20 protein-coding genes and 1 riboswitch are annotated in these 22,133 nt (G+C 30.7%); of the genes, 17 read left to right on the forward strand and 3 right to left on the reverse strand.

Annotated elements, in window-relative coordinates:
- Window positions 1–470 precede the first annotated feature (470 nt).
- Both CDLVIII_RS08395 and CDLVIII_RS08400 read left to right on the forward strand, forming a co-directional pair.
- On the forward strand, window positions 471–1,391 hold the full coding sequence (locus CDLVIII_RS08395) for an Rpn family recombination-promoting nuclease/putative transposase (protein ID WP_009169020.1): 921 nt from the start codon (window positions 471–473) through the stop codon (window positions 1,389–1,391).
- A 246-nt stretch (window positions 1,392–1,637) separates the two neighbouring features.
- Window positions 1,638–1,722, forward strand: a riboswitch (cyclic di-GMP riboswitch).
- Window positions 1,723–1,864: 142 nt separating this feature from the next.
- Window positions 1,865–2,530, forward strand: a complete 666-nt coding sequence (locus tag CDLVIII_RS08400) for a sugar transferase (RefSeq protein ID WP_009169021.1) — start codon at window positions 1,865–1,867, stop codon at window positions 2,528–2,530.
- A gap of 112 nt (window positions 2,531–2,642) precedes the next feature.
- Here the strand turns inward: CDLVIII_RS08400 and CDLVIII_RS08405 are convergent, their stop codons facing one another.
- Entirely contained in the window at window positions 2,643–2,951 is a 309-nt protein-coding gene (locus tag CDLVIII_RS08405) for a hypothetical protein (protein WP_009169022.1), read from the reverse strand.
- A gap of 308 nt (window positions 2,952–3,259) precedes the next feature.
- Between CDLVIII_RS08405 and CDLVIII_RS08410 the strand changes: the two genes are divergently transcribed.
- Together CDLVIII_RS08410 and CDLVIII_RS08415 are read left to right on the forward strand one after the other, a co-directional pair.
- On the forward strand, window positions 3,260–3,847 hold the full coding sequence (locus tag CDLVIII_RS08410) for a VanZ family protein (protein ID WP_009169023.1): 588 nt from the start codon (window positions 3,260–3,262) through the stop codon (window positions 3,845–3,847).
- 90 nt (window positions 3,848–3,937) lie between these two features.
- The gene (locus tag CDLVIII_RS08415; protein ID WP_009169024.1) at window positions 3,938–5,920 is read left to right on the forward strand and encodes an ABC transporter ATP-binding protein/permease; all 1,983 of its coding nucleotides are present in this window, start codon (window positions 3,938–3,940) and stop codon (window positions 5,918–5,920) included.
- Window positions 5,921–6,205: 285 nt separating this feature from the next.
- Here CDLVIII_RS08415 and CDLVIII_RS08420 read toward each other — a convergent pair whose 3' ends face one another.
- Entirely contained in the window at window positions 6,206–7,264 is a 1,059-nt protein-coding gene (locus CDLVIII_RS08420; protein WP_009169025.1) for an N-acetylmuramoyl-L-alanine amidase family protein, read from the reverse strand.
- Between the two features lie 327 nt (window positions 7,265–7,591).
- Between CDLVIII_RS08420 and CDLVIII_RS08425 the strand changes: the two genes are divergently transcribed.
- The 8 genes from CDLVIII_RS08425 (at window position 7,592) to CDLVIII_RS08460 (ending at window position 15,421) form a co-directional block, all read left to right on the forward strand.
- Window positions 7,592–8,233: a hypothetical protein gene (locus CDLVIII_RS08425; protein ID WP_009169026.1), complete on the forward strand. Its 642-nt coding sequence runs from the start codon at window positions 7,592–7,594 to the stop codon at window positions 8,231–8,233.
- A gap of 50 nt (window positions 8,234–8,283) precedes the next feature.
- Complete coding sequence (locus tag CDLVIII_RS08430) at window positions 8,284–9,630, forward strand: DUF4199 domain-containing protein (protein WP_009169027.1); 1,347 nt, start codon at window positions 8,284–8,286, stop codon at window positions 9,628–9,630.
- Window positions 9,631–9,702: 72 nt separating this feature from the next.
- Window positions 9,703–10,704, forward strand: coding sequence for an N-acetylmuramoyl-L-alanine amidase family protein (locus tag CDLVIII_RS08435; protein WP_009169028.1), 1,002 nt, complete (start codon window positions 9,703–9,705; stop codon window positions 10,702–10,704).
- A gap of 525 nt (window positions 10,705–11,229) precedes the next feature.
- Entirely contained in the window at window positions 11,230–12,246 is a 1,017-nt protein-coding gene (locus tag CDLVIII_RS08440; RefSeq protein ID WP_009169029.1) for an ABC transporter substrate-binding protein, read from the forward strand.
- Window positions 12,246–13,148, forward strand: coding sequence for an ABC transporter (locus tag CDLVIII_RS08445; RefSeq protein WP_009169030.1), 903 nt, complete (start codon window positions 12,246–12,248; stop codon window positions 13,146–13,148). The genes CDLVIII_RS08440 and CDLVIII_RS08445 overlap by 1 nt, the downstream gene beginning before the upstream one ends.
- Complete coding sequence (locus CDLVIII_RS08450) at window positions 13,114–13,908, forward strand: ATP-binding cassette domain-containing protein (RefSeq protein ID WP_009169031.1); 795 nt, start codon at window positions 13,114–13,116, stop codon at window positions 13,906–13,908. The genes CDLVIII_RS08445 and CDLVIII_RS08450 overlap by 35 nt, the downstream gene beginning before the upstream one ends.
- Before the next feature lie 253 nt (window positions 13,909–14,161).
- A complete protein-coding gene (locus CDLVIII_RS08455) occupies window positions 14,162–14,734 on the forward strand; it encodes a VanZ family protein (RefSeq protein ID WP_009169032.1) in 573 nt (190 codons plus the stop codon).
- A 111-nt stretch (window positions 14,735–14,845) separates the two neighbouring features.
- Window positions 14,846–15,421, forward strand: coding sequence for a Uma2 family endonuclease (locus CDLVIII_RS08460; RefSeq protein WP_009169033.1), 576 nt, complete (start codon window positions 14,846–14,848; stop codon window positions 15,419–15,421).
- 276 nt (window positions 15,422–15,697) lie between these two features.
- On the opposite strand, the gene CDLVIII_RS08465 is transcribed toward CDLVIII_RS08460, so the two are convergent.
- Entirely contained in the window at window positions 15,698–16,759 is a 1,062-nt protein-coding gene (locus CDLVIII_RS08465; protein WP_009169034.1) for an N-acetylmuramoyl-L-alanine amidase family protein, read from the reverse strand.
- Between the two features lie 403 nt (window positions 16,760–17,162).
- Here CDLVIII_RS08465 and CDLVIII_RS08470 point away from each other — a divergent pair, with 403 nt between their 5' ends.
- From CDLVIII_RS08470 to nifS, 5 genes are all read left to right on the forward strand, one after another.
- On the forward strand, window positions 17,163–17,798 hold the full coding sequence (locus CDLVIII_RS08470) for a hypothetical protein (protein ID WP_009169035.1): 636 nt from the start codon (window positions 17,163–17,165) through the stop codon (window positions 17,796–17,798).
- Between the two features lie 48 nt (window positions 17,799–17,846).
- Window positions 17,847–18,908: an N-acetylmuramoyl-L-alanine amidase family protein gene (locus tag CDLVIII_RS08475; RefSeq protein ID WP_009169036.1), complete on the forward strand. Its 1,062-nt coding sequence runs from the start codon at window positions 17,847–17,849 to the stop codon at window positions 18,906–18,908.
- Window positions 18,909–19,177: 269 nt separating this feature from the next.
- On the forward strand, window positions 19,178–20,443 hold the full coding sequence (locus CDLVIII_RS08480; protein WP_009169037.1) for a replication-associated recombination protein A: 1,266 nt from the start codon (window positions 19,178–19,180) through the stop codon (window positions 20,441–20,443).
- Between the two features lie 53 nt (window positions 20,444–20,496).
- Window positions 20,497–20,952 carry an Rrf2 family transcriptional regulator gene (locus tag CDLVIII_RS08485; RefSeq protein ID WP_009169038.1) on the forward strand — a complete coding sequence of 152 codons (456 nt, stop codon included), beginning with the start codon at window positions 20,497–20,499 and terminating at the stop codon, window positions 20,950–20,952.
- Window positions 20,952–22,133, forward strand: a complete 1,182-nt coding sequence (nifS, locus tag CDLVIII_RS08490; protein WP_009169039.1) for a cysteine desulfurase NifS — start codon at window positions 20,952–20,954, stop codon at window positions 22,131–22,133. Before CDLVIII_RS08485 ends, nifS begins: the two co-directional genes overlap by 1 nt.

The raw sequence follows: 22,133 nt of genomic DNA on the forward strand, positions 1-22,133 counted from the left end.
ATAAGTTGAGTACTCAGGATGCTTAATAAAAAAGTGCAGCGTGTAATTAGGGGCAATCTATAATTAAGAGAATGTAATTGACTAGCAGGAGATTATAAATTAAATACTAATATTAATGATAGGGTATACAAAAAGAGAGTATAGATGAACTTATTAGAGTTAAAAGATATTAATAAATATTACAAATCAAGAGAAAATGAAAATATTCATGTGTTAAAAAATATAAATTTATATTAAAAAAATGAATTAATATCCATTGTTGGAGAATTCGGCAGTCGAAAATTTACATTTGCAGAAGAATTAAAGAACAGCCTTGATGATAAAAGTGAAATAGCATATTATGGGGCTGTCCCACTAAATGAAAGTTTAGTGCAATTTTTGTTTTAAGCAAATAATTTATAGGCTATAATATTAATAGAATTAATGTTAAATTTGAATATGTATTATGAATTAGAAAGGGAGTGAAGCTTGTGTGTAGATTGAATCCAAAGGTTGATTTTGCATTTAAAAAGCTATTTGGAAGTGAAGAAAATAAAGATATTTTAATTTCATTCATAAACTCAATGCTGTCAGAAGATCAGCAGATAAAAGATGTATACCTTAAAAACCCTTATAATATAGCAAATTATAAGGAAGATAAAATGAGTATACTAGATATAAAAGGAGTAGATGAAAGAGGAATTTGGTATGATATAGAAATGCAGCTTTCAGAGCAGCTCTTTTATGAGAAGAGAGCATTTTATTACTGGGCAAAGGTATATTCAGATCAGTTAGAAGGCGGATATAATTATGATAAGCTGAGAAAAACAATATCTATAAATATATTGGATTTTGATTATTTAGACGAAGATGATTTTCATAACGTATATAAAGTTTATAATCAGAAAAGTAAAAAAGAGTTATCAACTGTATTTGAAATGCATTTTGTGGAATTAAATAAATTTAAAAAGGATTTTAAAGATGTAAAAACAGCATTAGATAGATGGATTGTTTTTTTGAATAGAGCATACGAACTTGAAAAAAATAGAATTCCAGAAGAATTAGCAGTAGATGAAGCTGTAAAGAAAGCAGTTGAAAAACTTGATGTTATGTACTTAGATAGAGAAGAAAGAGAAATATATGAAAATGATTTGAAAAGACTAAGAGATTACATAGCGGAAATGAAAACAGCTGAAGAAAAAGGAATGCAAAAAGGGATAGAACAAGGAATACAACAAGGTCTACAAAAAGGAATAGAACAAGGTATACAAAAAGGTATAGAACAAGGTATGCAGGATGGAGAAAAGAAAAAAGCTTTTGAAATAGCTGAAAATTTATTAGATGTATTAGATAACGAAACTATAGCAATTAAAACTGGATTGTCTATTGATGAAATAGAAAAGTTAAGATAAATTTTTAGCAGATTAGTAACAAGCTTCTGACTGGTATTTAAAAAGATATTTTAGAAGTACAAAAAAATTAATATTTTTTTGTAGTTCTGAATATATTAACATGTGAGTATATATATGGTAAAATAGCCTTGGTAAATAATTAATATTAAGTATGATTTAATAGGTCATAATCATACAGATAAATAAATTATAAATTTTACGTATGTATAGAATAATTATTTACATAAGCGAAAATCTAATATGACTTTTTATTAAGGAAACTATGATCCATATATTTTATTTTGGGCACTTTATATATGGTGAGTTAGCAGTGCAACCGACCTTTATGATTTATATATAAAGGTCGGTTTCTTAGCGTGTAAAAAAAATTAGTCATTTTTTGATTATGCCTTATTAGTTAAGGAAATAAGCGCTATGGTATTAGCTTTTATTGTGATCATTTAATAATGCTTTTATAAGGGGGAGAGAATAATATGCAGCAACTACAAGTTAATAGGGAGGAGATTTTACTTGAAGAACAGCTGGGAAATAGCTGGATTTTATATGATTTTGTTAAGAGAATCATAGATGTCATATGTTCAGCAATTGGACTTATAATTTTAAGTCCAGTACTTTTAATTGTAGCTATTTTGATAAAAGCTGAATCATCAGGCAGTTCTATCTTTTCTCAAGAGAGAGTTGGGAAGGATGGAAAAAGTTTTAAGATGTATAAATTTAGGTCAATGGTAACAAATGCAGAAGAACTAAAGGACAAGTTAAGAGAGAAGAATGAGATGAGTGGACCGATGTTTAAGCTTAAAGATGATCCTAGGGTTACAAAAGTAGGTAAGTTTATAAGAAAGACAAGCATAGATGAGCTGCCACAGTTATTTAATATATTAAAAGGAGATATGAGTTTAGTAGGACCGAGGCCATCTCTTCCAAAAGAAGTTATGTGCTTTGAAGATTGGATGCTTAAAAGATTAAAAGTTAAACCAGGTCTAACCTGTTATTGGCAGGTATCTGGCCGAAGTGATATTGACTTTGAAGATTGGATGAGGTTAGACATTAAATATGTTAGGGAAAGAAATATTTTGATTGATGTAATTTTAATCATAAAGACATTTGGGGTGCTTTTTGGCGATGAGCATGCAAGATAGAAGAAAATAATGCTTTGTAAAAGAAAAACCATAGAGAAACTTAAATCTCTATGGTTTTTCTAATTATTTAGATGAAGATGAGTTTTATAATGTGCATAAGTTTTGGTATTTATTATCTTGATTTTTTCCATTCGTAGCTCATTTCTAGATAGTCTCCATTTCGATCATAGCCAAGTATGTTAAAGCCATTTCTGTTATATCCATCTTTATCAAAGCCGGCACTGTTAAAGCCATCTTTATCATATCCGTTTTTATCATATCCTTCTCTACTGTACCCTTCGCTATTGAAAAATGTGCCGTTTTTATGAAGCCCATTCTTGTTAAAACCACGTTCATCATATAGTGTTCCGTTTTTATGAAATCCCTTTGAATCAAACCCGTATTCATCATACTTCTTTTTTAATATGTTAAAAAAGTGCATAAAGCCACCTCCTAATTATTCAAGGTACTAACTAAATTATACCAGAAATTTTTTCCATATTAATACATATTTTAAAAATAATAAAAAAATTCCTTAATTTAGATATTAATTTTATTTATAAAAATAAAGAAAATATTCATATTGATTAACTGAGTATGACAATTTTATTAAATTAATGTTTTTAACATAATTTTTGGTTTTAAGTAATAAGGTCATGGGGTATAATAGTATACAAATCTATTTTGTAGTAAATGTAAAAGATAAAATTGAAAAAATTATGACGTAAAGAAATTAGAGAGGTAATTAAAATGAAGAAAATTACTATAATTTTATGCTTGTTTTGGATGGGATTTATATTCTATATGTCAAGTAATAATGGACAGATTTCTCATGGTCAAAGCACTAAAGTGGTTAAAATAATTGAAAATGCTAAATCAAAAATAGAAACTGAAACTCAAGATAAGAATACAAGTGAGATAAAGGCAGATAAAAGTGCTGATAATGAGCAAAAGGCAAATGGAGATACAGGAACAGGAAACGGGGTACAAGCTAATAAAAATACAACTAATTTACAATCAGCAAAGTTAGAGGAATTGGATCATATAGTTAGAAAGAATGCTCATGGATTTTTATATATGACATTAGCTGTTTTTGTAAGCAGCACGATATTTTCTTTCAACAAAAAAGGGAAAGATGCTGTGATTTATATACTATTTACATGTTTGTTTTATGCAGTTACTGATGAGTTCCATCAGGCTTTTGTACCTGGAAGGACTTCTATGGTAAGCGATATATTAGTTGATTTTTGTGGAGCTATAATAGGATTATTAATATTTTATTTTGTTTATTATAAAATATACACTATATACGCTTCTAAAAAGCTAGAACGAAATTAACAATCAGGCTTAAGGGGAGCTGTGATTGTAAGAAGAGCATAAATTAAATGCTTAATTTTAATAATAAAGATATACAAAAGGGGAGTATAGATGAACTTATTAGAGATAAATGATATTAATAAATATTATAAATCAAAAGGAAATGAAAAGATTCATGTGTTAAAAAATATAAATTTATATTTTAATAAGAATGAATTAGTATCTATTGTTGGAGAATCTGGTAGTGGAAAATCTACATTAATGAATATAATAGGTGGACTAGACTCTAACTATAGCGGGGAATTGTTTGTTAACGGAGAAAATATTAAAAAATTAAGAAAGAAAGAACTGGATACATATAGGAAAAATAAAATAGGTTTTGTATTTCAAAGTTTTAATTTAATACCTCATTTATCTATTTTGGATAATGTGACAATGGCTATGACTTTATCAAATGTCAGAAAGAAAGAGCGTACTAAGCGTGCAGAGAAGATGTTAGGTGAGCTTGGCTTAAAGGATCATATCTACAAGAAACCAAATCAGCTGTCTGGAGGTCAAAAGCAAAGAGTTGCTATTGCAAGAGCCTTAATTAATGATCCGGAAATAATTATTGCAGATGAACCAACAGGCAGCTTGGATTCAAAAACTTCAATGCAGGTTCTTGAAATAATGAGAACAATTGCAGAAAGAGGAAAGCTTGTAATAATGGTTACCCATTCTGAAAAGATAGCAGCCTGCTCCAGCAGAGTAATTAAGATAGCAGATGGTGAAATTATTGATGATAAGTATTTATTTAAATTAGAAAATGAAATTAGTTATGATGAAGTTAAAAGCAGTGATAAAAAGCATTTTAGAAGAAGAGGACAAAATCTTAGTATTTTAGATTCTATAAAGTTAGCTCTGAATAATATGAAGGAAAAAGCAATACGTAATATATTTATTTCTATAGGGTCAAGCATAGGAATAATGAGCCTTATTTTAATGCTCTCTTTTGGGAATGGAATTAAGGCTTATTTTAATAACACTATGAACAGCTATGTTAATCCAATGGTAATAGAAGTTAATATGCCTAGTGATGATTCAGAAACAGTAGATTTTGATATTGGCACGATACAAAAACCTAACATAAATAAGCAAAGCTCATTTAAAGATGAAGATATTCAAAAGTTATCGGAAGTAGAAAATGTAGCTTCTGTGGAAAATGGATTTACTGAAATTTCAATGGGAGCTAATTCTTTAAGCTGCAATGGAAGTGGAAGTAATATAATGAGACTTTCGACTATATCATCAAATATAACAAAATCAAATCTTCAGGATGGAGAGCTGCCAGGGGCTGGAGAGATATTGGTTAATAAGGCTGTTAGTGATAAGCTTGGAGGAGATGTTATAGGGAAAACAGCAACATTACATATTTTCGTGAATCAGAAAGTATTGACTAAGGATTTTGTAATAAGTGGAATTTATACTACTGCAGGCGGAGATCTTACGGCAATAATGAAATCTGTTTTATTGAATTATTCGGACCTAGAGAATTTATATTCAGCTAATAATTATAAATTGAATCCTAATGTTATGTATCTAAAAACAACTGATGATAAATATACTGCTTCAATTAAGGACAAGGTTAAGGAGCTTGGATATTCAGGCTCATCAGAGGAAGAAATGGTAAATATGTTTAATGAGATGATAAGCATTTTAACATATGTGTTATCTGGAATTTCCGGGGTGTCTTTAATGGTTTCTGCAATCATGATAATAATTATTATGTACATAAGTGTAGTTGAAAGAACTAAAGAAATAGGAATAATTAAAGCTATTGGAGCAAGAAGTAAGGACATAAGAAGAATTTTTATTTGCGAAGCTTTTTTAATTGGACTTTTTGGGGGAGTTATTGGGGTTGCATTTTCAGTAGCTGCTATGAAAGGAATAAATATAATGTCCAATAAGTTATTTCATATTGATTTGGTGTTAATAAAGAATTCTTATAAAATGTTTGGAATTGCATTAAGTGTTGCAATAAGTATGGTGGCTGGATTATTCCCAGCTAACAAGGCAGCTAAGTTGGATCCGGTAGATTCTTTAAGAAGGGAATAACAAATATTTCTAATTGTAAACTGTGTATTACAAATTGTGATATATACATTTCAAGTTTTTAATTACATATATATGTTGGTATGATAAAAAATAGATTTAAAAAATATGCTATTACTGTTTGTCCTGGTTTTTGAGACTTTTCAGTAATAGCATATTTTTTTATTTATGTTATAAGAATCTCGAGCTTATTGTACTGCCATAATATCTGAAACTTATAAGCTCTTAAAATTTTATGAGAATTTTTTGAATAAGTGTCAATTGTTAATTGAGATAGATATAGTAATCCTATTGTTTATCCATTTTATAAAGCAAATTTTTAGCTAAGATATATACATCTCCATTATTAGCAATGAAAATATTTCCAGTATGACCTGAGCCAGTTACAGTGATATGTTTAACGCTATCTCCAGAGATACCTGCATCACTGAAAGAAACATTATTATATTTGCTTTTAAACTCTGATGAAGTCATAGTGCTTTCTTTAATAGCTGCATTAGATATAGAATAATCAGATGATCCATTGTAATTAATTCCGTCGCTGTTAATTGTAAATGTAGTGTTTCCACCTAAATAAGCATTTACCAAAGCAGGTGTATAATTTGTTTCTGTTGTCATCTTAGTAGAAACACAATCACCTAAAGACCAAGTTCCATACAAGCTCTTATAATATGATGTACTTGTACCAGAATTAGTACCTCCTGAAGCTCCACCAGATCCTCCTGCTGAAGAGCCGCTGCCTCCGCTAGTAGTTGTTGAAGAGTCGGTAGTTGAAGAAGTAGTTGTGTTAGCATTTGTTGTTGTAGCAGTAGAATTTTGGCTAGCATTTGTTGAAGTTACTTTTTCACCGCTTGCAGCAAAAGTGTAATTTACACCATTTATTGTAATGTTTCCAGTTTTCATAGCACCTGATTCACTTAAATAATAAGTCTTGCCATCTATGGCTGTTAATCCAGTCTGCATAGTACCAGCTGAATTTAAATAATACCAGCTGCCGTTATCGCTAAGCCAGCCAGTTTTCATTACACCTGATGATTGTAAATAGTACCATGAGGCTCCATCATTGATCCAGCCGGTTTTCATAGCTCCTGAAGAGGCTAAATAATACCAGCTGCCATTGTCATTTAACCAGCCGGTTTTCATAAATCCATTTGTATCGAAGAAGTACCAGTTTTCATCAATTGACTTCCAGCCATAAACTGAATTATCTCCTTCTGAATAACTCCAATTACCATTATCTGCTTGAAGCCATGCAGCTGAAGCTTTAGATGCTGGTAAGACTGCCATTGAAGTTACGAGCGTGATTGCCATTATAGCAAATAAATTTTTTAGTTTATTTCTTTTCATTTTAACACTCCCTATGTAATATATTAGTTAGCTGTTTCCAACTTAAGGACTAATTTTATAAAATTTAAAATCATATATATAATTTACCATTATATCTGACAAAATTCAAAGAAATTATTAAATATTATTGGATTTACTGATAAATATGAAGTGATTTATTTTAGTTAAAAATGTGGTATTAATTCAAAATATGGTGGAAAATGTATTGTAATTAGGGGGAAAATGCTATAATATATGTATATGTATGTAGTAAATAGTTATAATTTCTTGTAAAGGTAATTATAACTATTAAGCAATATTTTTAATATTGAAAGGGGTCAGAATAAAATGAAAATTAGAAAGTTATTATCAATAGGGGCAATTGGATTAGCATTAGTTAGTGCAACATCTATTGGAGCATCAGCTGCTACAACATCTGATGGATTATCTCCTAAAACTAAGACTTTAATAAAGGTTATGGCAAAGCAACAATATCAAAATGGAAAAAATCAAACAGATTTATTTTCGGGGGTTAATAAGGATTCTAAAATTGGAAGCGTTGCAAACAGCACTGTAATAGCAGCAGTTGGAATAGCAAGCCCAGAAGCTCAAACAAAACTTGAAAATAACATCGATTTAACTTTCGAAGCAGCATTAGATAAAGTAACTACTAATGAAGATACTTTTTATAGATTTAAGAGCTATTTTATAACTGCTGCAGGAAAATTAGAAGAGGCTGAAAATAAAACAGGGGACAAAAGAGTTGCTGCAGAAACAGAGTTCAGAACCTTTGTAAATTTATACAATAGCAAATTAAAAGTTAACTTTGGTAAAGATGGATATGGTGAAACTAGTGCAACATTAATGGAAGGCAGCAAGCTATTAGGCGAAGTTAATGAAACTGAAGTTCAAAAAGCAATTAATGAAGTAAATGATTTAGATTATGATAAGGCTCTTGCTGCAGAAAAAGATTTAAATAGCGCTAATTAGTGTTTAGTGAAGTATGGATTTACATCATCAAGGAGGATTAATATATTAGCATGAATAAGACTAAAAGAAGCATGAGCATTATTATTGAAGTATTATTAATGCTTAGTATAATGTTTGGGGTATTATGTATATTTTTTCAAGTGGTTATATTAAATAGAAATACATATACAAGGATACTTGAAAAGAGTAATGCTTATGAACAAGTTAAAGAATCAATATATAGTAAAATAGATGCGATATTAAGTGCTAAGAATATTAATTATGACATTAAAGAATCAATAATAACTGAAGATGATATAAAAAGAGAAGCAGATGCAGCAATTCCAGGAATTATAGATTATCTGAAAACTGGTAAAAACAATATACAGCCAGTAGACACAGAGGTATATAAGCAAAGAGTTGCAGACATGATACATTCTACGATGCAAAGCTTAATAAAACCAACTGGAGATTTGTCTTATAACAGTCATATAGACATTCAAAATACATCAAATGCTATAGATAAATATAAAGTGGATGAAATGATGGTCGTTAAAACTAAAGCACAAGTTGGACAAGATTCTTTAAAAGTAGAAAGGTTAATGTCAAAGGATGAAGCGGAAGCTAGGGTAAGAGAAATTTTAAAGCAAAAAGGTCTTACTGAAGAACAGGCAATTCAAAAAGCAAAAGAAAAAGGAATAACCGAAGAGCAGGCTTTAAAAATATTAGCGGGATATGGCATAACAATTGATGGGGACCCCGCAAAAGATGAAAGTGATAGTAATAAAGAAAGCTCTGGAGAAAATCAAAGTAAAGCAAGTGGAAATAATGCCTCATCAGATATTAAGAGCAGTTCGGCAGATGAAAATAACAAAGAAAGTGTTAAGTCAGGTTCTCAGAAGGGTGATGCTAAACCTGCACAAAGTGCTGGAAGTCAATTAGAGATTATACAAAATAAGTTAATTGATGAAGCTGACAATGATATTGAAAAAGAAGTTGAAAAACTAGACTTGAGCAAAGTATTCAATGATAGCAGAATTGAAAAAATTGCAAAAGTAACCTCAATAGTATATAAAATGTTTTGGATGTTTATGAGTTTACCTATAATCTTTATGATTATTTTGATTAAAACGAATAAGAAAAAAATTATATGCTCATTAAAACAGATAAGCAGGGCTTTTTTAATAGCGGGACTGATATTATTTTCAATATTTGCAGGTGCTCATATCTTTAAATTTTATGAAAAGATTAATATTGGGCCAGTTTATTTCAAAGAAATTATTTCTTATGCAATAAAATATTTATTAGAACTTCTATCCGTGTATGGTCTTATAACATTGATTGTAGGACTGCTTGTGTTTATTTTTACTAGCATGAAAATAAGAAAAATAGAGTCTAAATTATTGCAGATAAAATAGTTTCGTTAGCTTAAGATATCAAGATTAACATAATAACTAAAAGCGAAAATTATTAAGGAGGGCAATATAATAATGTTAAGTTTAAAATTAAGAAAAGTAGTTGCAGCAGCAACAGTTGCAGCTTCAGTATTAGCTTTATCTCCAATAGGCGCATCAGCTGAATGGAGACAAGATTCTTATGGATGGTGGAATACAGAAGGAAGTTCTTATTCTGTTGGCTGGAGTAATATCGATAATACTTGGTATTACTTTGGTACAGATGGATATATGAAGACAGGCTGGGTTAATGATGGAGGTACATGGTACTATTTACAATCATCAGGAGCAATGAAAACTGGCTGGGTTAACGATGGAGGTACATGGTACTATTTACAATCATCGGGAGCAATGAAAACTGGATGGATAAATGATAATGGAGTATGGTATTTTGCAGCATCATCAGGAGCAATGCAAACTGGTGTAATCCAAGTTGATGGAAAGATATACTATCTTGCACCAAGTGGAGCAATGCAAAAAGGAACTGTAACAATAGATGGTAAAGTTTATACATTTGCATTGAGCGGAGAAGCAGTTGGAAGTGTATTACCAACTCCAACTTTAGCATTTACATCTGCAGGAGTTTCAGCAGCATTAAATACAACAGGTAGTACAGGTACAGCTACACCAATAAGCAGCGGAGGTTCATCAGGCGGTGGTGGCGGAAGCAGCAGTAGCGGAAGCAGCACAAAAGATAAACAACAAAAAGCCATAGATAATGCATTTGTAAGAGATACAAAGATTAGCTTAGGAGCTCCAATTGATAACAATAATGGAACTGTTACAGTACAAGCAAATGTAGATTTTGCAGCAGGTGATCCAGTTAACACAACAATAGGTGGAGTGACTTATACTGGAACAAAAAATGTACACATAAGTTTTGATGATGGTACAGATGTAGGTTTAGAGGGAAATCTTAGTGATGGATTTAAAATTCAAAAAGGTAAGAACGGAACAATAGAAACAGTAATTACTTTAGTTGGATCTGATAACACTGTAAGATATGTTACTCCAAATCCAGTACATTTTGCTTATTAATAACCGCAATAGTCTTTTGGTATTAGCAAAGTATATAATTTAAAATAGTATTTATATTTCGTACATGAGTTAAGTATAGTAATTGCTATATAAGTAATTTTCTAATTAAAAAGCAGTGAGGCGTTTAAATTCTTACTGCTTTTTATTTTTTTCTTGTTTTTCTGATATTCATTTAAATAAAGTAAGAAAAGCCTACAGATTTTTCTTAAATAATATTGTTTAGAAATCATATTTTTAAGGATTTTACCCTTGAATTTGCCATTTGTCACTAGAAGGCTTTCCTTTTGATGTGATGAAAGTATAATTTTCGGTTAAAAATATTAAAATAATGTCTAAAGCTTGTATGGCCTGCCTTTACAAGAATATTAAATTATGGTATTATAACTTAAAAGATTTATAAAATATTATCAATTTATTTGATGGATTAGCATAAATATAGTTATATAATTGCGACATTAATTGTAGGATTAAACAAAGTAGTATAGTAGGAAATTGATAATATCTAAATAGTAGGAGGATGGAAAGATGGTAGGAAAAAAGAAAGCAGCGATGCTATTATGCACAGTTTTAGTTGGAGGGATTCTTGCAGGATGTGGGAAAGGTGCGACAGATTCAAATAACCAAGGGGGAACTTCATCAGCAGTAAAAAATGTTGGAGTAATTCAATTGGTTCAACATGATGCTTTAGATGCATCTAATAAGGGGTTTGTTGACGGACTAAAAGAAAAAGGATATGAAGAAGGAAAAAATATTAAGATTGAACAGCAAAATGCTCAGGGTGAACAAGCTAATGCACAAACAATTGCTAAGCAATTTGTAGATTCAAAGAAAGATTTGATTTTTGCAATTGCTACACCAGCAGTTCAAGCGGCATATAATTCGACTAAAGATATTCCGATAGTATTTACAGCAGTAACAGATCCTGTAAAGGCTGAAGTAGCAAAAGATTGGAAAAGTTCAGGGACAAATGTTACTGGAACATCGGACAAAGTTCCAGTTGACAAGCAAATAGAACTTCTTAAAAAATTACTTCCAAATGCAAAGACAATAGGTGTAATTTATAATACTTCAGAAACAAATTCAGTAGTTCAAGTTGATGAACTTAAAGAAGCAGCTGAAAAAGAAGGACTAGCAGTGAAAGAAGTTGGAGTTACTACTGTAAATGAAATAAATCAAAATTTAACAAGTGCATTAGATCAAATAGATGCATTATATACGCCAACAGATAATACAGTTGCATCTGGTTATGCATTAGTTGGCAAACTTTGTTTAGATAAAAACGTTCCTATAATAGGTGCAGAAGAGGCGGTTGTAGAAAAAGGCGGTCTTGCATCAATAGGTATAGATTATTATAAATTAGGTAAAGAGGCAGGATACAAAGCAGCAGAAGTTTTAGATGGAAAGAAACCATCAGATGTTGAAATAAGTACATTAAGTGATATGTCATATACTATAAATACTGATGTTGCTAAAAAGTTAAATGTAGCAATTCCATCAGATATAGAAGAAAGTTGTAAGAAGGTAACTGGAGGCGTTGAATAGTGGGAGTTTTAATAAATATTTTAGAACAAGGACTACTATTTTCACTAGTTTCCATTGGAGTATATATAACTTACAAAATTTTAGATTTTCCTGATCTATCTGTAGATTCAACATTTCCACTTGGTGCTGCAATTTCTGCAGCACTGCTGGTAAAAGGAGTTAATCCTTGGATCACAATAATAGTGGCAACTATAGGTGGGGCAATAGCTGGAGGAGTAACAGCATTTTTACACGTAAAGCTTAAGATAACAAACTTAATGGCTGGAATATTAGTTATGATAGGTTTATATTCTATAAACTTAAGAATAATGGGAAAAGCTAATATCCCATTGTTTAATACACCGAATTTGTTTAAATTATCTATTCCGGCACTAGTATTGATTTTAGTAATAGTTATTATTGTAAAAATATTATTAGATTTATATTTGAAAACAAAATCAGGATTTTTACTTAGAGCTGTAGGAGATAATGAACAGGTGGTTTCATCTCTTGGGGTAAATAAAGATTTAGTTAAGGTTTTAGGACTTATGATAAGTAATGCGTTAGTTGCACTTGCTGGGGCGCTAACTGCACAATATCAAGGTTTTAGTGATGTTGGAATGGGAACGGGTACAGTAGTAATGGGGCTTGCAGCTGTAATAATTGGTACATCATTATTTGAAAGAATATCATTTATTAAAGTGACTACATTATCAATATTTGGTGCAGTCATATATAAAGCAGCAATAGCAATTGTCTTAAAATTAGGTTTAAATGCTAATGATTTAAAACTAATGACTGCAATAATTGTAGTTATAGCATTATGTTCTAACAGTGGGGTTCTTAAATTTAAAAAGAAAAAAACTATTGTGGAAGGTGGTGCAAAAGATGCTAAAGGTGAGACAACTATCCAAAGTATTTAATCCAAATACAATAAATGAAAACAGGGTGTTTGATAAATTGTCTTTAGAAGTTAAACAAGGTGATTTCATAAGTATAATTGGTTCTAATGGAGCTGGTAAGTCAACATTATTGAATATGATATCGGGAACATTAGAAGCTGATACAGGGTCCATATTATTAGATGGAGATGAAGTTATTGATAAGCCGGAGTATGTAAGGTCAAAGTCTATAGGACGAGTATTTCAAGATCCATCTAAAGGTGTTGCACCTAATATGACCATATTAGAAAATATATCTCTTGCAGATAACAAGGGAAAAACCTTTGGACTTGGATTTGGTATAAATAAGAAGAGAATAGACTATTATAAAGAGATGGTGAGAGAGCTTAATTTAGGCTTAGAAGATAAACTTTATAATAAGGTATTGCTTTTATCCGGAGGACAAAGACAAGCCTTGACGCTGCTTATGTCAGTAATGTCTAAACCGAAGTTGTTGCTTTTAGATGAGCATACTGCTGCCTTGGATCCAAAAACATCGGAGATAATAATGGATATTACTAGGAAAATTGTTAGGGAAAGCGGAATAACAACCCTTATGGTTACACATAATCTAAAACATGCTCTTGAAAATGGTAACAGACTTTTCATGATGCATAGAGGTAAAATACTAGTAGATGTTAAAGATGAAGAAAAAGAAAAGTTAGATAATAATAAACTTCTTGGGCTTTTTGAAAAAGCTAATGGAGCAGAAGCATTAAGTGATAGAACTTTATTTGGATAAAAGTGAAAAGTAGCATTGAGATAAAATATAAGTGAAAAATATTCAATTTGAATAAAATCACAAAATCATTAAGTATAATTTTAAATAATATGGAAATTAAATATAACAGATAAGATGAATTAATTCAATAATCTTATCTGTTTTTTATTTTGAAGTGTTTATGATTGTTTAATATATGAAATATAGGTAAATAATTAAATATTCACGTTTATCTTTATACAGATTTAAATTAATAAAGAAAAGAGGTACTTAAGTGAAGAAAGTTATTATACTTTTATGTTTATTTTGGATGGGATTTATATTTTTCATGTCAAGCAGCAATGGGCAGGTTTCTCATAGCGAAAGTATTAAAGTAGTTAACATAATTGAGGAAGCTAAATCAAAATTGCAAAATGAACTACCAGATAATACAATAAGTCAGTCGAGACTAGATAAATCCACTAATAGTGATGAAAAAGTAAGTCAAAATGCAGAAGTAAACCATGAGGCACAAGCAAATAAAAATACACCTAATTTACAGTCAGCAAAATTAAGTCAATTAGATCAAATAATCAGAAAAAATGCCCATGGATTTTTATATATGACATTAGCTATTTTTGTAAGCGGCATACTGTTCATATATAACAAAAAAGGAAAGGATGCAGTGATTTACATATTATTTATTTGCTTGCTTTATGCAGTAACTGATGAATTCCATCAGTCTTTTATCCCTGGGAGAACAGCTATGGTTAGTGATGTTTTAGTAGATTTTTCTGGCTCAATAATAGGCTTAGCAGTTTTTTATTTCATTTATTATAAGATATATACTTCTAAAAAAAGGTGTTAAGCACTAGTATAGAGATTAACTGTGTAAAATCTTTAAGAAGATTAAATGTAGGTTATAATTAAATTATTAGGTGATTTTATGATATAGTTATTGTATAGAGGAGATGATAGTATGGAACCTAATAAATTAGAAAACTCATTATTAAAAGAAGAATGGATTAATAATGTAAAATATATGTCGCCAAGACCTATATATAATCATATAGAGTTACAAGGAGAATTATATTTACAATTAAAAAATTATTTCAAGAAGTCTTGTAATGTTTCAATTGAAGCTGCTTTATTTCTAACTAAAGAAGATCCAACTATTATTAAATCTGATAAAAATAGTATTGATAATTTAATAAAATCGAAAAAAGCTGAAGTGGCTCCAGATGTTGCAGTGTATTGTGACAAAAATCAAATTTTTTATAGAGGTTATATAGGAATTCCACAATTAATTATAGAAGTTTTAAGTCCATCAAATCCGGATGATGATCTTATTTCTAAAAAAGACCTATATGAAGAATATGGTGTACCAGAATATTGGATTGTATCACCAATGAGTAAAAAAATATGGATCTATTCATTAGTAAATAATAAATATGAATTGAAGCATAGTTGTACATTAAACGAGAAATTTAATGCTATAAGGTTTAAAGATTTAGAAATAGATTTATCAGAAGTGGAACTAATAGAAGAAGATTAAATTATTTTGGAAACAGTTAAAGGATTGCTAAGGGAAATGTTATTCTATAAAAAGTGTTTAGAAAGATATGTACATTAGTAAGTGAGGTACAAGTTCAGCACAAGCATCTAGGAAATTTAAAACTTTTCGGGGACAAGTATAAAAATTATATATGGAATAGATAGAACAGATTAGGTTAATAAAAAATATAAAGTATGTTGTTACAGTTTGTCTTAATTATAAAAACTGTAACAGCATACTTTAATTTTACTTAAAATTAAATAAGTAAAGTATATATTATTGTTTTGCTAATTTATAAAGTGCGTAGTTGTCTACTAAGGCATATACGTTTCCGTCATCTACAATGAGAACAGTTACAGGGATGTTATGATTTTGGGAATTATAATTTATAGTTATATTGCTGGAAATATATTTAGCTTGATCACCATATATTCCTAATTCTTTAAAGGCATTTCCGTATTTGCTATAAAAAGTTGAGGAAGTCATAATACCTTCACGAATAGAAGAATTATCAACATCTCCAAAACCATTTACAGTTATTCCACTACTGTTTATTGTAAATTCTTGTCCTACAGCTAAACCTACGAGAGCATCCTTTTTTTCATTAGAAACAGCATTCTTAAGTTTAGGAGTTATGATACTTGATACATTCCAAGTTCCATATAAGCTTTTAGAATATGAACTTGAGTTAGAACTGCCTGAACCACCAGATGACCCACCTGAACTGCCAGAACTAGACCCGTCTGAGGTTCCTGAAGTTGACGAACTAGAGCTTGCGCTAGCAGTTGTCCCTGTACTAGCGGTAGCTGTCGTATTTACAGCAGATGAACTGATTTTTTCTCCGGTAGCAGCAAAGGTATAATTTATTCCGTTAACAGTAATATCTCCTGTCTTCATTGCTCCGGATTCGCTTAAGTAATAAGTTTTACCATTTACGTTAGCAAGTCCAGTCTGCATAGTGCCTGATGGATTTAGATAATACCAGGAACCATTATAAAGCAGCCATCCAGTTTGCATAGCACCAGATGAATTAGTATAGTACCATGTGCCACCATCGTTTATCCAGCCGATTTTCATCTCTCCAGAAGTGGAAAGATAATACCATGTACCTTCGTTATTTAACCATCCAGTTTTCATATTTTCGTTAGAATCAAAGAAATACCATTGTCCGTCAATAGATTTCCATCCAGAAACTAAGCTATTTTCATTACTGTAGTTCCAATTACCGCTATCAGTTTGTATCCAAGCAGCTGAGGCTTTAGTTGGAATTATAACTACCGAAGCTGAAAGTGTTGCAGCCATAATGATTAGTAATGTCTTTAGTTTTAAATTTCTCATTATTAACACCTCTTATACATTTGATTTAAAGTCTGTATTTAAAAGACCATAAGAAAGACTTTATATATAATTTACCATGCTAAATGGAAAAAATAAACAAATTTTTAAAAAATAACAAAATGAATGTAAAATTCATCATATATTTATTTAACTATATATATTGATTTAATAATTCTACATTTTCAAGAAATCCTGTAAGGATTTCAACTGCAATTGTCAATTGTACTTTGTAAATTGTTAATTGCAACATATATATATTACAAAGTAAAGTTAATATATATTGTAATTAAAAGGAAAATGATATAATATAAAGTATATGGTAAAAATTTACAATAGGCTGATGCAAATAACTATAATTAACTTATAATTACGCAGTCACAATAATGAAAGGGGATAGAATAAAATGAAGGTCAAAAAAGTATTAGCAATAGGAACAGTTGGACTTGTGTTATCTTGTTCTACATCTATTGGGGCATCAGCAGTTACTATACCTAGTAATGCTGACTTAATAAAAATAGCCGTGAATCAATATAAAAATGGTACCAATCCAACAGGTGTATTTTCTGGAGTTGACAAAGATACTAAGATTGGAGACATTTTAAGTGAAGATGTCCTAAATGAAATTGACTCCCAGCTTTCAAGCAATGCATCTATAGATAAACTTATAACTAAAATTCAAAATAATAAAAACGATACAGTAGCAAGTGTTTTAGATAAAGCAACAAAAGATGAGGATACGTTCAATAAATTTAAGAATAAATTTGTAGAGATTGCACAAAAAGTGCAGGCAATGGATTCTAAAGTTGGAACAGATAGAATAAATGCAGAGCAAAAGGTCATTGATATTACAAAGGCATATGATAAAAGTTTTGATGTTACATTTGGGAAGGATAGTCAAGGAAAGACAACTGCATCTATAACAAAGGGTGGAAACATCATAATTCAACTTAACTCTGATAATTTACAAACAATTATAGATAGAGTTAGTGGTATATCGTGGGAAGAAGTTTCGTACGCAAAGGCTTTACTTAAATATTAGAAAAAAGAGTTTCTTTTGGAAGAATACAAGGAGGGTATAATAATAATAATGAAAAGCTTAAAAATAAGAAAAATATTAGCGGCAATAGCAGCAGCATTAACAATAGCAGCTCTATCGCCAATAAGTGCTTCGGCAGAATGGAAACATGATAATAGTGGATGGTGGAATACAGAGGGAAGCTCATATTCTGTTGGATGGGAAAGTATAGATGGTGTATGGTATTACTTTGGTTCAGACGGATATATGAAAACAGGCTGGGTAAATGATGGAGGCATATGGTATTATATGCAGCCATCAGGTGCCATGAAGGCAGGATGGCTAAATGATAAAGGTACATGGTACTATATGCAGCCATCGGGTGCAATGAGTACAAGCTGGGTAAATGATGGAGGAGTATGGTATTATATGCAGCCATCAGGTGCTATGAAAACAGGATGGATAAATGATAATGGAGTAATGTATTTTGCTTCAGCTTCTGGAGCAATGCAGACTGGTGTAATTAAGATTGATAATAAAATATATTACTTTGCCCCAAACGGAGCAATGCAAAAAGGTCAAGTAACAATTAATGGTGTAGTTTATACTTTTGCAGCAACAGGAGAAGCTATAGGGGACAAAGTGCCAGCTCTAGTTTTAGCATTCACATCTGCCGGGGCACCAGTTTCAATAACTAATCCTACAGAGACAGCTGATACGAATAATACAGTAAAGAATAGCACTTCTAATCACCATGGGGGAGGTTATTCTCAGCTTACTGAGCAGCTGGTAGAAAATCAATATAAAGCTTCTACAGAAATTACTAAAGAGGCTGAAGTGGACAAAAATGCAGATGGAACAACTACTATAAAGCCTGCAGTTAGCTTTACACCAGGAACATATAAGGAATATATATATGCAACTGGTAAAACATATACTGTTACAAAAGATGTTTATATAACTCTAAATGGAAAGGATGCATATATAACTGGAGATTATACAAATGGATATAAACTTGATAAGGGTGCAAGTGGAGCAGTTGAAATATCTGCTAATATCTCAATACTAGATAGTGATAGTGGTAAGCTGTATTATGTTGCATCTTCAAAGCCAGAGGAAATCATGATTAAGTAAAATAAAAAAGGTTATACTTTTCAATCAATATGTGCTATAATATGAATATTAAACTAGTTTGAGTGTTTTAAATATAATGCGGATGGTCGAAATTAAAGATTATCCGCATTTTTGTCTTAATTAATCGAAAAATTTATTAAAGTTACTGGAATAGTATATTTTCTATGCTATAATATTTTTTGTTGGATGTTCAGGAATAAATTATATATAGAATAGGTATATAAAATGTATTAATTCTTTTATATATAATGGCACAAAGAGGTGAAACAATGAGACCATTGGCAGATTTGATGAGGCCTGATAAATTAGAAGATTTTGTAGGACAGAAGCATATTTTAAGTGAAGGAAAGCCATTATATAATTTGATAGGAAGTAGGAACATATGTAATTGTATATTCTATGGACCTCCTGGAACAGGAAAGACTACCTTGGCTAACATAATGGCCAATTATGTAGACAAGAAATTCTATAAGTTAAACGCGACAACTGCATCTGTAAAAGATATTCAGGATATAACTGATAATATGAATAACTTATTAAGTTATAATGGAGTAGTCTTATATATAGATGAAATTCAGCATTTTAATAAGAAACAGCAGCAGGCTCTATTAGAATTTATAGAAGATGGAAGAATAACTTTGATTGCAAGTACTACTGAAAATCCTTATTTTGTAATACATAAAGCAATTATAAGCAGATGTAATATATTTTCCTTTAAACCATTGGAAACTTCTGATATTATAATTGGCTTAGAAAATTCCATAAATAAGTTAACAGCTGAGGGAGTAAAAATAGAATATTCCAATGAAGCACTAAATTATATTGCGGAAATATCTCAAGGTGATTACAGAAAAGCTTATAATATATTGGAACTTGCTATAAATTCACAAGTGAAAAATATTAGAACCATTTCTGCTGAGTATATTGAGAGCTTAGGACAGTCTAACATGAGAGCAGATTCAAGTGGCGATGAATTTTATAATTTATTAAGCGCACTTCAAAAGAGCATTAGAGGAAGTGATCCCGATGCTGCTATTCATTATTTGGCAAGACTTATTAAGGGTGGAAACTTAACTGCTATTGTGCGAAGGCTTTCTGTTATTGCAGCTGAAGATATAGGACTCGCTTTTCCAAATGCATTATCTGTTGTTAATTCAGGTATAGAGCTTGCTTTAAAAGTTGGATTTCCAGAAGCAAAAATTATTTTATCTGAAATAGTTATATACTTAGCAACTTTGCCAAAGTCAAATAGTGCATGTTTAGCTATAGATGCAGCAATGAATGATTTGGAAAGCATTAATTTTGGAGATGTTCCTATGCATTTAAAAGACGCTCATTATATGGGGGCAGCAAAACTTGGAGTTGCTGGATATAAATATCCTCATGACTATGAAAATCACTATGTAAAACAAAATTATATGCCAAAAGAACTAGAAGGAAAAATATATTATTGTGAACAAAATAATAAGTATGAAGAAAGCATAAGGAAGTATTGGGAGAAAATAAAAAATTATGGTTTGACAAAAGCCGAGTAATTTGGTAAGATATAAGCAAAATTATTATATTAATTAAACAAAGAGGTGAAAGAATGAAGCTTTCAACTAAAGGAAGATATGGAGTTAGGGCAATGGTAGATTTAGCATCTAGCTATGGAGGCGCTCCTGTTTCTATAAAGACTATATCAAAAAGAGAAAATCTTTCTGAATACTATTTAGAACAATTATTTAGTCCACTTAGACGTGCAAATGTTATAAGAAGTATAAGAGGAGCACAAGGCGGATATGTTTTATGCAAGCCACCAAGTGAAATAACGGTAGGAGATATAATGACTATTTTAGAAGGTCCTATTGAGGTAGCAGATTGCATAGATGGTATAGAATGTGAGAGTTCAGATAGTTGTGCTACTAAAGCGGTATGGGAAAAAATTAAGAGAAGTATAGATGGTGTTATGAATTCAATTACATTACAGGATATAATTGATGATTATGAAGCTGCAAAGAAAAGTAAAGGCGGCATTAAGATAGCAGATAGGAGTGAAGAATAATGAAAAATGTATATATGGACTATTCAGCAACGACTTACGTAAAACCAGAAGTATTAGAAGAGATGCTTCCTTATTTTACTGAAAAGTTCGGAAATCCATCTTCATTTTATGGAATATCAAGAGAAACAAAAAGATCTATAGATAAAGCTAGAGAACAAGTTGCAGAAGCATTAAACTGCTTACCTGATGAAGTGTATTTTACAGGGGGTGGATCAGAGGCTGACAACTGGGCAATAAAAGGAATTGCATCAGCACATAAAAACAAAGGAAATCACATTATAACAACTAAGATAGAACATCATGCAGTTCTTCATACTTGTGCATATTTAGAGAAGAATGGTTTTGACGTTACATATCTAGATGTAAATGAAGAAGGTTTCATAAATTTAGAAGATTTAAAAAATGCAATAACAGACAAAACTATTTTAGTAAGTATAATGTTTGCAAATAATGAAATAGGAACAATTCAACCGATAAAAGAAATTGGAGAAATTTGCAAAGAAAAAAATATTTTCTTCCACACAGATGCAGTTCAAGCGGTTGGAAATGTGCCGGTAGATGTTAAAGATATGAACATTGATATGTTATCACTTGCAGGTCATAAGATCTATGGACCAAAAGGTATCGGTGTTTTATATATAAAGAAAGGAATTAAGATTGATAACTTAATTCATGGTGGAGCTCAAGAAAGAAATAGAAGAGCTGGAACTGAAAATATAGCAGCTATTGTAGGCCTTGGAAAGGCTATGGAGCTTGCACACAATAATTTAGAAGAACATATGAAGAAGTTAACATTTCTAAGAGATAAGTTGATGGATGGACTCTTAAAAATTCCATATACAAGATTAAATGGACCAAAAGGAGATAAGAGATTACCTGGAAATGTTAATGTTTGTTTTAGATTTATAGAAGGTGAATCTATCCTATTATCATTAGATTTTAAGGGAGTTTGTGCATCAAGCGGTAGTGCATGTACATCAGGATCTTTAGATCCTTCACATGTATTACTTGCAATAGGTCTTCCTCATGAAATCGCTCATGGATCATTAAGACTTACAATGGGCGAAGGATCAACTGAAGAAGATGTAGATTATGTTTTAGAAGTTGTACCACCAATAATAGAAAGATTAAGAAACATGTCACCGTTATGGGATGACTTTTTAAAGAAGGGAGATAAATAA

Source organism: Clostridium sp. DL-VIII, assembly GCF_000230835.1.
Taxonomy (GTDB): domain Bacteria; phylum Bacillota; class Clostridia; order Clostridiales; family Clostridiaceae; genus Clostridium.